We start from the raw sequence: 12,324 nt of genomic DNA, 5'->3' as shown, positions 1-12,324 counted from the left end.
GCCTGGCGATCGACAATTAATACGATCCATTTATCAAATAATTGAAATAATGAATTTGTTTGAATTAAAAGCGCGTGCTTAGTTTCCCGCCATAACAACAAGGTGGGGACGACATGGTACGTGAAAATCCAGCTGCGTTGCTCGCAAGACTGATCCCCGGTCAGTCCTTTGCCCTCACGGGCGGTACCGTCATAAACGATGACGGCTCGCAGTCGGCAAGCGACATTATCGTCGGCGCCGACGGGCGCATCACGGTCGTCGAGCCCTTTCTCGACACCGGTTCGTGCGGCGCCTGCATAGACATTTCCGGCATGCTCGTTTCGCCGGGCTTCGTCGACGCGCACCAGCATCTCGACAAGACGGGGGTGCTGCGGTTTACGCCAAATCCCTCCGGCACGCTCCAGGGCGCCCGCGAAGCCTTTGCGAAATACGCCCGCACCGCCGGCCCCGACGACATTCACAAGCGCGCGACGCGCACAATCGGGCGATGTCTTTCGCGCGGCACGACCGCGATCCGCAGCCACATCAACGTCGACAAGGATGCCGGTTTCCATGGCATCGAGACGCTGGCCGCCATTCGCGATGCCGAAAAGCACCGCATCACGCTTCAGCTCGTCGCCTTCATGACGCCGCATCCAGGCCAAGACTTCGAGTGGCTCGGCAACAACATCGACGGCGCCGTTGCGCTCGCCGATGCCGTCGGCGGAACGCCCGCCGTTTCCGAGGACCCGCCGCGCTACCTCGACATCCTGTTTTCGGCCGCTGTGAAATCCGGCAAGCCTATCGACCTGCACCTCGACGAACACCTCAATGCCGGCGTGCATCTCATCGACGCCGCACTCGAACGCGTCGAGCGCTTCGGCATGCAGGGGCGCACCGTCTTCAGCCACGTCTCGGTGTTGAGCGCCTTGCCGCGCCGGGAGTTCCAGCGGATAGCAGAGCGCCTGGACAAACTGAATGTCGGCGTGGTGACACTGCCGGCCGCAAATCTCTATCTACAGGGCCGCGATTACGAGATGCTGCCGCCGCGCGGGTTGACGCGTGTCGCCGAACTCCATCGCGCCGGCATCACCATCGCCACCGCCTCGGACAATATCCAGGATCCGTTCGTTCCGACCGGCTCGGGCGACATGCTGGAAATCGCCCGGTGGACACTGCTTGCAGGCCATCTGCGCGGGGACGAGCTCTCAGCCGCGCACAGCATGATCACGACGGCCCCTGCCCGACTGATGGGGCTTGGCAAGGACTACGGTTTCAGACCCGGCGCGCGCGCCGACTTCGTCATTACCGACTGCATCGATACCGACACGCTGATTGCCGGCGGGCCAGATCGGGCTTTCGTCTTTTCGAACGGACGCCTGGTCTCGCAGAGCACTACTGAAAACATCCGCCTGAAGGAGAACGCATAAAAGGGAACGGCTGCTCCGGGGGGATTGGGACTGCAATCTAATGGGAGGAATGAAATGATAACTGAAATTTCACGTCGTTTGCTGCTTGCGTCCACTCTCGGAATGGCCCTGACCGGAATACTCTGGCAGGACCTCGCGCACGCCGAAGACTTCAAGATGGGCCTTCTCGTGCCCGGCAGCGTTTCCGAAGAAGGATGGAACCGGATCGGCTACAACGCGCTCAAGGGCGTTGAGCAACAGCTTGGCGCCAAGATCAGCTATGTCGAGCTGCAGCAGAATCCAGCCTCCTTCGAAAAGGCGTTTCGAGATTATGCGAGCCAGGGCTACAAGGTCATCCTTGGCCACGGTTTTGAGTTCCAGGACGCCGCGCGCGATGTCGCGCTCGATTATCCGGACACCTATTTCCTGATCTCGTCGAGCGCGATCCACGAAGGCAACGTCATCGGGCTCAATACCGATACCAGCCAGCCCTTTTACCTGATGGGTGTGATCGCTGCGAAAATGGGCGGTAAGGCCGGCCTTGTCGGCGGCATGGAAATCCCGCCGATCCAGCAGGCATTCGCCGGCTTCAAGAACGGCGCAAAAAGCATCAATCCGGACTTCCCGATCAGCGAAGCCTATATCGGCAACTTCACCGATACGACCGCCGCCAAGGAAGCGGCGCTCAGCATGATCTCGCAGGGCGCTGACTTCGTCGTACCGAACGCTTCCGGCGCCACCGTCGGCGGCTACCAGGCGATTGCCGAATCCGGCCCGGACGTGCGCTCCTTCTCGATCTTCAGCGACTTTACCGAGGTTGCGCCCAACAACATTCTCGGGCTCTACGTCGCCGACTATGCTCAAGGCGTGGTCGAAGTGGTTCGCGCGATCAAGGAAGGCCACCCGCCCACGGAGAACGTAGTTTTCGGCCTGAAGGACCCGAAGGTCATCTCGTTTACCTTCCGCGACGACGGCCCGGTCTCCGTGCCGGAGGATATCCGCGCCGAGGTCAAGGCAATCAGCGCCAAGATCGCCGCCGGCGAGATCAAGACCGGCGCAGAATAGCTGCCTCCATGCTGCGGCGGGATATCCAGCCGCAGCCACTTCCCGCATCACACCAATGGACACACCCATGGCTGAGATAAACCAGGGAGTGCGTGAGACCGTGAATTCTCAAGCAGCCCAAGCTTTCTACAGGACACTCTCGCAGGCTGCGATCAGCACCCTGACACCCATCGCGGCAGTTCTCGTCGCACTCGCCTTCGGCGCCCTGCTGCTCTGGCTCAACGGCTTCAACGGCAGCGACGTCGTCACCGTCATGGTCTTCGGCTCGTTCCAGGACATACGCTCGGTCGGAGAAATTCTCCTGAAGGCGACGCCGCTGATCCTGATCGGTGCAGGGCTGTGCGTCGCGTTTCGCTGCTCGATCTGGAACATCGGCGCCGAAGGCCAGCTCTATGTCGGAGCGATCGCCGCAACCCTTGTCGGCACCAGCATCGACGGCCTATCCGTCTGGGTGCATGCGCCGCTTGTGATGTTGGCGGGGGCGCTTGCGGGCGCCGCCTGGGCTGGCATAGCCGGCTATCTGAAGGTGCGCTTTCAGGCAAGCGAGATCGTCACCACGATCATGCTCAACTACATCGCCCTCATCCTCACGAGCTATCTCGTCACCGGTCCGATGCGCGATGCGAGTGCCGCCTATCCGCAATCGGCAAGGCTGGTGCGCGAAGCCTGGACGCCACGCCTGGTAACCGACCTTAGGCTTCACATCGGCATCCTCGTTGCGGTGGTTCTGGCGGTTGCGCTGTACATCTTCCTGCGAAGAAGCAGCCGCGGCTTTGCGCTGCGCGTCGTCGGTCTCAACCCGCATGCCGCCCGCTATGCCGGCATGAACGTCGCCAGGAACGTCATGATCGCGATGTGCATCAGCGGCGCGATGGCAGGCCTTGCCGGCGCCTTCGAGGTGGCGGGCGTCACACGTCGGCTCTACCAGAACATTTCGCCGGGTTATGGCTTCGAGGGCATCGCGGTGGCGCTCTTGGCCGGCAACAATCCGTTGGCGGCAATCCTGTCGGGCGGGCTTTTTGCGACGCTTCGCTCCGGCTCGGAAGTCCTCCAGATCACCTCACAGGTCCCGCAGGTCCTGGTGTTGGTCATTCAGGGCATCGTCATCCTCTCGGTCGTCGCCTTCGCAAAGCTGCGCGACATCCTCAGGACTGTGGCTTGAAAGCATGGAAACTCCCGCGTCGCCGTAGACCGCCCGCGGGAAAACAAAACTTTGGCGATATTCCTGGAGGGTCGAACCCATGGACGACATGATTTCTCTCACCTTTCTCGCAGCGCTTGTCGGCGCCGCCTGGAGGCTTGCCACCCCCCTGATCTTTGCCTCGATCGGCGAGGTCTTTTCCGAGCGCGCCGGCGTGCTCAACATCGGGCTCGAAGGCACGATGCTCGTCGGCGCTTTCTGTGGCTTCGCTGCGGCCGCAGCCACCGGCAACATTCCGCTCGGGCTATTGGCCGGCGTTGCCGGCGGCATGCTGTTCGGGCTCGTCTTCGCCGTCTTCACGATCACCATCAAGGCGGACCAGATCGTGGTGGGGGCGGCCCTCAACCTGCTCGGCATGGGCCTGACGGCCTTCCTCTTTCGCACCTATTACGTTTCGACCGGCAAGGGCATCGAGATCGCCCAACCGGTCCACATACCCTGGCTGAGCGATCTGCCCTTTCTCGGAGAAGCGTTCTTCCGCCAGAACCTGATCGTCTATTCCACCGTGCTGGTCGCCATACTCGCCACCCTGGTGCTTTATCGCACCTCCTTCGGCCTGACGCTTCGCGCCGTCGGCGAGCACCCGAAGGCCGTCGACGTCGCCGGTCGCAGTGTCGTTGGCTACCGCTATGCCGCCGTCCTCGTCGGTACAGGGCTTGCAGGGCTCGGTGGCGCGTTCCTCACGCTTGGCCATTCCAACCAGTTCGTCGAAGGCATCACCTCCGGCCGCGGCTTCATCGCCCTTGCCGTCGTGGTCTTTGCCCGCTGGTCGCCGATCGGCGCCTTCTTCGTCTCGCTGCTCTTCGGCCTCTTTTACGCCCTGCAGCTCATGCTCCAGGCGCAGGCATCGATCGTCGTGCCCTACCAAGTGCTGCAGGCGCTTCCCTACATCATGACGATCGTCACGCTCGTCGCCTTCCGCGGCAAGGGTGCCGCACCCAGCAAGCTTGGCCAGCCCTACGAGATGAGGTGATCGACATGTCGGCAAAACCGTTCCTGCGCATCGACAATATCCGCAAACGTTTCGGCCCTATCATCGCCAGCGACGGCGTTTCGCTCGAAATCGAGGAAGGCGAGATCCATTCGCTGCTCGGCGAAAACGGCGCCGGCAAGAGCGTGCTGATGAGCATGATCTGCGGCATGGTCCGGCCGGATGAAGGCGAGATCGTCTACAAGGGGCAATCGGTGCGCTTTGCAAGCCCACGCGACGCGATCCGCCAGCGGATCGGCATGGTGCACCAGCACTTCATGCTGGTGCCGAACCTGACCGTGGCGGAAAACTACATCCTCGGCCAGGGTTCGGCGCTCAGCGTCATATCCGATATCGACAAGGTCCACCGAAAGATCCGCGCGCTTTCCGAGCGCTACGCCCTCGACGTGCGTCCCGACGCAATCGTCGAAGACCTCTCGGTCGGCGAGCAGCAGCGGGTGGAAATCCTGAAGGTGCTATTCCACGGTATCGACCTGCTCATCCTTGACGAACCGACCGCCGTTCTCACCCCGCAAGAGACCGACCGCCTCCTTTCGCTGATGGGTGATCTGGTGAAGGATGGAAAGACCGTCGTCTTCATTTCGCACAAGCTGGACGAAGTGATGCGGGTCAGCAATCGCATCAGCGTCATGCGTGACGGCCGCGTCGTCAATACGGTCAGGGTCGGGGAGACAAATGCGCGTGAGCTTGCGCGCATGATGGTCGGTCGTGAGGTGCGCATGGAGCTCCCGCGCAGCCCCAAACCGCCAGGTCGTATCGTGCTTTCGGTGGAAAACCTCACCTGCCGCGCCGAGACCGGCCTTCCGGCCGTGCGCGGCGTGAGCCTCGATGTACGCGCCGGCGAAATCGTCGGCATTGCCGGCGTATCCGGCAACGGCCAGACGGAACTATCGCTCGCGCTCTCCGGCCTGCTGCCGGTCGGTTCCGGGCGCGTCGTTCTCAACGGAAACGATATAACCGGGCTCGACCCGGCAGAAATCAATGCCAGGCGTTTTTCCCACATTCCGGAAGACCGCCACAAGCACGGCATCGTCTTGCCGCTGTCGCTCAGCGAAAACACCATTCTGCAGCGTTACGACCAAAAACCGTTCGCGACGGGGGGCATGCTCAACCGCAAGGTCATCGGCGAGCACACCCGCGACCTGATCAAGCGGTTTCGCGTGAAGAGCCGGGACGAGAACCAGCCGATCGCAGCACTTTCAGGCGGCAACCAGCAAAAGCTCGTCGTCGCGCGGGAGCTGGCGCGCGATCCCGATTTCATCCTCGTCAATCAGCTCGCGCGCGGCATCGATATCGGCGCGATGGAGTTCGTGATGGAGGAGATGCTGCGCCAGCGCGACAGCGGCCGCGCCATTCTGCTGATCTCCACGGAACTCGAGGAGCTGTTTGCAATCTGCGACCGCATCGTCGTCATGTTCCACGGCGAAATCCTTGGCGAACTGCCGCCCGACCGCGCCCGTCTCGACGAACTCGGCCTGCTCATGGCCGGCAACAAAGAGCAAGCCGCACTTGCGGGGTAGACAAGCCGAGGTCTGGCAGGCTTTGATGGGAGCGATGTAACGGGAGGCCGCGCGTATATGAACATAACCCTGCGGCAACTCAGGGCCTTCATTGCTGTGGCCGAGCTCGGCCAGTTCAACATCGCCGCACGCAACCTCCATCTCACCCAGTCCGCGGTCAGCATCCTCATCCGGGATCTGGAACGGGAGATCGGCGTGCGCCTGTTCGACCGGCACACGCGCATGGTCTCCCTCACCCTGGTCGGCCAGGAATTCCTGCCCCAGGCGCGCAAGATCATGAAGGACCTCGAGCTTGCCGTTGGCGACGTGCGCGACAACGCTTCGCTGAAGCGTGGGCAAGTGACGATCGCCGCGGCGATCGTGCTTGCCGCAACGGTCGTACCGCCGATCATCGCCAGATTCCTGAACAAGTATCCGGAGATCTCCGTCAACATTCGCGACATGCCGGAAGAGCAGATAACCCCGGCGCTCAAGCGCCACGAGGTCGATATCGCCGTCGGCACCCTTTCGGAGGAAGACCCCGAAATCGCCGCCACCCCGCTGCTGCGCGACAAACTGATGCTCGTCTGCCGCGAGGATCACCGGTTTGCCAAGCGTAAATCCGTGCGCTGGGCCGAGCTCAAGGACGAAACGCTAATCACGCTTGCCGCCTCCAACCCTTTGCGCAACATCGTCGAGCACAACCTCATTCGCGTCGTGCCGAACTACCGGCCAAAGTACGAGGTACGCTTTTCGACAACGGCGATCAGTATGATTGCCGCCGGAATGGGCGTTTCGGTGCTACCGGAAAACTCCGGACAGCTCGCCTCGGCCGTCGGTGTAACGACAGTCGATCTCATTGACCCCATTGTCATGCGTGACGTCTCTTTGCTTCAACGGCGCCACCACAGCCTTTCGCCCGCCGCCGAGCATCTGAAAGCGGCCTTCATCGCCAGCGTTGCGAAACAGGTCTAAGGCCTGGGAAACGGCCGGTCGTCTCTCTGCCCAGCGCCGTCCGGGCACTTTTCTCCTACGCGCAAAGGCTTGAACTCACACCAATTGCTGTGCGGGAAACCCCATGGCAGCGCTCCGTTTCAGAAACGACGCAATGACGAAAACTGCGCGGGACATCTGTGGTTCCCGTTCGGGCGCGCGTTTTCCCTTATCGTTATATTTCTTGAAACATAACGATAATTGGGTTTACCTGTGATGAAAGGCCCGTTCGCGGATGTGCAATGCGGACGGCCGCGTCGCGAAGTGCCAGCAACTGCCCTAGCTCCGGAACGCCCATGCCCACGTTGCCCCGTCTCAAATCCCACGGTGTCCCCCTACCTGCCGCAGCCTTGTCCTTCGCTGCATCCCCGGATGGCCACACACCCAAGATCAGTGCCCATCGCTTGCGGACCTGGGACATTGCCTCGACATTTCATTGCTCGATCATCGGCACCTGCCTGACGGCGGGAGAATTGCGCCAGGTCCTGATCAGGACCGGACAAGACGATGTGCGCACTGCGACGGACCATACCCTGCACGGTCGAGGCGTGTGGCTTGCTGGTCAACGGGATCAGGCGGCAAAGTTGCTCAACAAGGCGCTCGACAAGCGCCACGAGAGCAGCATCAAGCGCATTCCCCGGCAGGCCGATCAAGACGAACTCCGAAACATCTGGCGCAATTCCTTCGAGCGCGGCGACATCGCCGGTCCGTATTGGGCACTGATGAGCCATCCGGGAACATCGCCAGCACTAATGCGCGAGATCTTCGGAGAAGTGCATATGCTGTCGCACCTTGTCGGCAGCGCAAGTCGGCTCGACATCGCACGGCTGACAGAGCTGGAAAGGGAACTCGAACAGGAACGCGAACGAACCGCCCGGCAGGAGACGCGTCTGAAGGCGGCCGCCGATGAGCGGATCGCCCTGCAACAGCGCCTCCGGCAATTAGAGGAGAGAGCGATCCACGCCGAAGCAATCGCCGCGTCGGTCGCACCCTTGGCGCGCATTGCAAAAAGCACGAGGGGTCTATCCGCAAGCAACGAAGCGGACGTGACGCGCAACGAGGCCTTCGCCCAGCGCCTTGCCGCGTCGGAGGAGAAATCCGATGCCCTTCAGCGGGAACTGGAGCAGATGCAGGATCTGCGTTACGCGGTCCTACGCGAAAACGAAGCCCTCGAGACGGCAATCACAGCTCAGCTCAGAGACGACGGCAGCGCGCCGCCCGCACAGCTCAGCGGCCCCGTGCTCTATGTCGGCGGCCGACGCAATCTGTTTGATCATCTTCGAGCCTACGCAAGAGTGCGCAACATCGACCTCCTCCTCCACGACGGAGGCATGGAAGACAGCACGACGCTCTTGCCCGCCCTCGTCGGGCAGGCAGCGACGATCCTCTTTCCGGTCGATCACATCAGTCACACGGCGGTGGGCCTGGTCAAACGCCTTTGCCGCGAGCAGCAAAAACAATACCTGCCGCTTCGCTCTGCCGGACTTGCCAGTTTCCTCACGGCCATCAGCGGCGCCGGCGGCGCCTATGGACGCCTCTAGCTCCGGTGGTTTGCCGACGGCCGGTTAACGAGAGAGCGTCGTTCACCGGACGATAAGGAACAACCCGCTGACGATGGCAAAGCCCAGAACGGCGATCCGAAGACCGCGGCCGCCGATGCGGCCATGCACGTGCTTTGAGACCGCGCTTCCGAGCAGAACCGCCGGCGACAGGTAGAGGGCGACGAGCAGTTGCTCTGACCCAACGCGCCCGGATATGGCCAGCACGACGAGGGACATGACCTCGCCGACGAAGAAGCAAAGGGCCACCGTTGCCCTTAGCACCGGCGCCTTGGCATGCTGGTAGAGCAGCGCAAGCGGCGGGCCGCCGATACCCGTGGCAGTTTCGGTGACGCCCGTAAACAATCCGACCCCGAGCGCACTCGGCCTGTTCGGCGTGAACGGCGGGGCTATGAGCGCGGTGACGGCTGCGACCACCGTGAACACACCGACGGCAAGATCCAGTTGTTCGATCGAAAGCGCTGCCAGCAGCCAAAGGCCAGCAAACGTTCCCGCGAAGCGTCCGATCGTAATCCAGGTCGCGCCCGACCAGTCGACATGGGCACGCTCTCGCGCCGCCACATGCAGATTGAGCGGCAGCATCAGCAAAAGCAGGGTCACCGGCAGAAGATCGGGCTTCAGCATACCGACGATCGGCGCGACGATCAGGGCGAAGCCAATGCCGAGCGCCCCTTGAATGAAGGCCGAAACGAATGTCACGGCAGCCAGAACGGCAAGAAGACCAAAACTCATCGGTATTGTCCAAGGCGGCGATGTGCTTCGGAGAGCGGATGAATGCGCTGGATCGGCGCCTCGGCAATGGCGGTCGCCGTTTCGCCTCTCACCTCTTCGAGCAGTGCCCGGGCGTCCCAATCAATCGGCCAGCCTTGCCAAAGCCGAAGCTGGCCGCTGGTAAAGACCGCGTCGATCTGATCGCGATTGCCGTAGCGGACAAGCTCCCACGTCAGATCGTGCGAGGGCGTGAACTCGGGCCGATCGAGGTCGACGAGCAGGAAATCGGCAGCAAGACCTTCGGTGATCGAGCCGGTCACATGAGACAGGCCTGCGGCGTCTGCGGCGCCGGATGTTGCCCGGTCGAGCCACAGCCAGCCGCCGCCGCAGGAAGAATCCCCCGTTGCAAGACCAAACCCCGCGCGCTGGAGGCCCTCGGCTGCGTCCATCAGACGGAACGCGTCGGCGCGGGTTCCGTCCGTTCCGAGCCCGAACCGCATGCCGAGCGCTGCCATTTGCAGGGCTGGTGCGACGGCATTCCCCTTCCACAGGGTGGCGACGGGATTGTAAGCGACAGCCGTGCCTGTCTCGCGCAAAAGATTGAGTTCATGCGGCGTGACGAGCGTCGAGTGCGCGAGGAGGACCTGAGGCCCAAGAACGCCCAGATGCGCCAGGTGCTCGATCGGTCGCAATCCTTTCGCTGCCAACGAGCGTTCGACGGCAACAAGGTGTTCGTTGACATGGGTCTGGAACACCACCCCGGACGCGGCTGCCAATTCGGAAACCGCTTTGAGCATTCCGTCAGTTGCGGCCTCCGGGATCGAAATCGCCAGCGAGGGATGGATCAGCGGGTCCTGCCTGTAGGTGGAGACGTGCTCTTCCGCCTGGCGCAGGATGATGCCGGGTTCGGCGATCTGCGCACTTCCCGAAAGATCGTTGCAGATAAAGCCGACGACGCTGCGAAGCCCCACCTCCCCTGCAGCCCGCACCAGAGCGCCGACATGACCCTTTGAGCGGGTGCCGGCATCGACGGCGGTCGTGAACCCCCCACGCAGCGCTTCCAATGCGGCAAGCTTTGCCGAGAGATAGACCATGCGCTCGTTGAGACTGCGTTCCAGCGGCACCCAGATTCGCCGGAAGATTTCCGACGGTTCTCCAAAGACGAGGGCCTTGCCGAGCGACTGGGTCAGGTGCGTATGGGTATCGACGAAACCGGGCATCAGGAGATGGTTGGGCAGGTCGATCGGAACAATCTCGGGGAAGTCCCGGGCGATCGCTTCCACGGTATCGATCCGCTGAAAGACGCCATCGCGCACGACGATGGCTTTTCCGGTGCGCGGGCCATCCGGCAGAAGAACTTGTCCTGGGCGCAGCATGAGGTCGCCGGCGGTCGATAGTTGTTGGCGGATTGCGCTCACTCGCTTGCTCCTTGAGTGGTGGATTGCAGGGGCGCCGCCGCAATTTCGGATCGTCCGGCTTGGCCCCAATGTGAAAAGATGGCGTTGACGACGACGGCGGTGATCGTGCCTGCGGCAAGTCCGTTGCCGAGGATCATCTGCGTCCATTGCGGAAACTGGCTGTAGACACCGGGCACCAGGATCGGCAGCAGACCCATCGAGAGGGCGGCCGCGAGGGTGAACATGGGGCCATGTTCGCGCAGATCGACGCGACGCAGGAGGTCGATCCCGATGACGCCAATAATCGAAAAGACGATGACTGCCGTGCCGCCGACGACGGCCTCAGGCAAAGCCGTGGCCATCCGGCCAATCGGGGCGAAGAGCGCGATGAGAACGAGGATGGCGCCCGCCATCGCGGTCACATAGCGAGACTTGACGCCGGTCGCGCGCACGATACCGACGTTCTCGCCGCTGGTGATGATCAGCGATGTGCCGAACAGGCCACCGACGAGCGACATCAGTGCATCGCCGCGGATGGTCGAAGGCACGATCGCATGGGCATCTCCCCGGCGGCCGACGATTTCAGCCGTCGCGATCGTCTGACCGGTCGCCTCCGCCATGGAAATGATCGAGAACACGATCAGCGGGATGGCTGCGACGAGGTCGAACTTCGGCATGCCGAAGGGAAATAATTGCGGAACGGCGATGACCGGCCCGGTGAACACACCCGACAGATCCATGTGGCCGATGGCGAGCGCGACGAGCGCACCACCGACCAGTCCGAGCATGACGGCGAGCCGCTGGAGCGTTCCAGAAAAGACCCGCGCGGCAGCGACTGTAAGGATCATGGTGATCAGTGCCAGTCCGACCTCGACGGGCGCTGCGAAGCCCTCGCTGCCAGGCTTTCCGGTGATGGTCACGCCATAGATGCGCACAAGATTGACGGAGACCAGCAACAGCATCGTTCCAACGACGATCGGCGGAAAGTAACGCAGCAGCCTGCGGAAGACCGGCAGCGCCAGAAAGTAAAAGAGAGCCGTTACGATGACGGCACCGACGGCTGTCTGGATGTCCGTCTGCTGGGCGATCGCCAGAAAGATGGCAATTGGCGCGCCTCCCGGCACCATCACGAAGGGCAGGCGTGCACCAAACCCCTTTGGCCCGAAACTCTGGAGCATCGAGCCAAGGCCACAGACGAAAAAGGTTGCGCTGATGAGCGAGACTGTCACCGCGTCCGAAAACCCAAGGGCCTTGCTGACAAGAAAGACGGCGGTGATGGGAGACGCGGCCATCACCAGCACGTGTTGAAGGCCAAACAGGAACAGGCTGCGAAGCGGCAGCCCCTCATCGACCGGCTCGACCACTCCATTCAATTCACTCTGCATGTTTTCCTCCTCCCGGCCTCCTCAAGCCGTTATGCAAATCGTTTTGCATGCGCATCCACTAACACACAATCGCGCCTTTGCAAATCGTTTTGCTTCGGTGCGATCGGCGTGATAGAAGACGTTCATCGGAGGGCT

General features: G+C 62.2%; 10 protein-coding genes. 7 read left to right on the top strand and 3 right to left on the bottom strand.

Translation table 11 applies throughout. The annotated features are described in order from the left end of the window. Positions 1-113 precede the first annotated feature (113 nt). The 7 genes from IB263_RS28100 (at position 114) to IB263_RS28070 (ending at position 8,678) form a co-directional block, all read left to right on the top strand. Positions 114-1,409 (top strand): amidohydrolase family protein, encoded by a 1,296-nt coding sequence (locus IB263_RS28100; RefSeq protein ID WP_034791735.1) that lies wholly within the window; start codon positions 114-116, stop codon positions 1,407-1,409. Between the two features lie 54 nt (positions 1,410-1,463). Next, positions 1,464-2,453 (top strand): BMP family protein, encoded by a 990-nt coding sequence (locus IB263_RS28095; protein WP_162250988.1) that lies wholly within the window; start codon positions 1,464-1,466, stop codon positions 2,451-2,453. 67 nt (positions 2,454-2,520) lie between these two features. After that, on the top strand, positions 2,521-3,615 hold the full coding sequence (locus IB263_RS28090) for an ABC transporter permease (RefSeq protein WP_192439311.1): 1,095 nt from the start codon (positions 2,521-2,523) through the stop codon (positions 3,613-3,615). A gap of 79 nt (positions 3,616-3,694) precedes the next feature. Then, positions 3,695-4,627 (top strand): ABC transporter permease, encoded by a 933-nt coding sequence (locus tag IB263_RS28085; RefSeq protein WP_060521234.1) that lies wholly within the window; start codon positions 3,695-3,697, stop codon positions 4,625-4,627. 5 nt (positions 4,628-4,632) lie between these two features. Next, entirely contained in the window at positions 4,633-6,165 is a 1,533-nt protein-coding gene (locus IB263_RS28080) for an ABC transporter ATP-binding protein (RefSeq protein WP_192439310.1), read from the top strand. Between the two features lie 57 nt (positions 6,166-6,222). Continuing rightward, a complete protein-coding gene (locus IB263_RS28075; protein WP_034791732.1) occupies positions 6,223-7,119 on the top strand; it encodes a LysR family transcriptional regulator in 897 nt (298 codons plus the stop codon). Between the two features lie 260 nt (positions 7,120-7,379). After that, positions 7,380-8,678: a DUF2325 domain-containing protein gene (locus IB263_RS28070; RefSeq protein WP_192439309.1), complete on the top strand. Its 1,299-nt coding sequence runs from the start codon at positions 7,380-7,382 to the stop codon at positions 8,676-8,678. Positions 8,679-8,720: 42 nt separating this feature from the next. Here the strand turns inward: IB263_RS28070 and IB263_RS28065 are convergent, their stop codons facing one another. From IB263_RS28065 to IB263_RS28055, 3 genes are read right to left on the bottom strand one after another with little or no spacing between them, the layout of a single operon-like run. Then, the gene (locus tag IB263_RS28065; RefSeq protein ID WP_192439308.1) at positions 8,721-9,428 is read right to left on the bottom strand and encodes a sulfite exporter TauE/SafE family protein; all 708 of its coding nucleotides are present in this window, start codon (positions 9,426-9,428) and stop codon (positions 8,721-8,723) included. Further along, complete coding sequence (locus IB263_RS28060; RefSeq protein ID WP_192439307.1) at positions 9,425-10,825, bottom strand: amidohydrolase; 1,401 nt, start codon at positions 10,823-10,825, stop codon at positions 9,425-9,427. The genes IB263_RS28065 and IB263_RS28060 overlap by 4 nt, the downstream gene beginning before the upstream one ends. Continuing rightward, positions 10,822-12,189 carry a uracil-xanthine permease family protein gene (locus tag IB263_RS28055; protein WP_060521238.1) on the bottom strand — a complete coding sequence of 456 codons (1,368 nt, stop codon included), beginning with the start codon at positions 12,187-12,189 and terminating at the stop codon, positions 10,822-10,824. Before IB263_RS28055 ends, IB263_RS28060 begins: the two co-directional genes overlap by 4 nt. Positions 12,190-12,324 lie beyond the last annotated feature (135 nt).

This window comes from Ensifer sp. ENS03, assembly GCF_014852035.1.
Lineage (GTDB): Bacteria > Pseudomonadota > Alphaproteobacteria > Rhizobiales > Rhizobiaceae > Ensifer > Ensifer adhaerens.
Note: the sequence above shows the minus strand (reverse complement) of the source record. Positions and strands in the feature narration are given on the sequence as shown.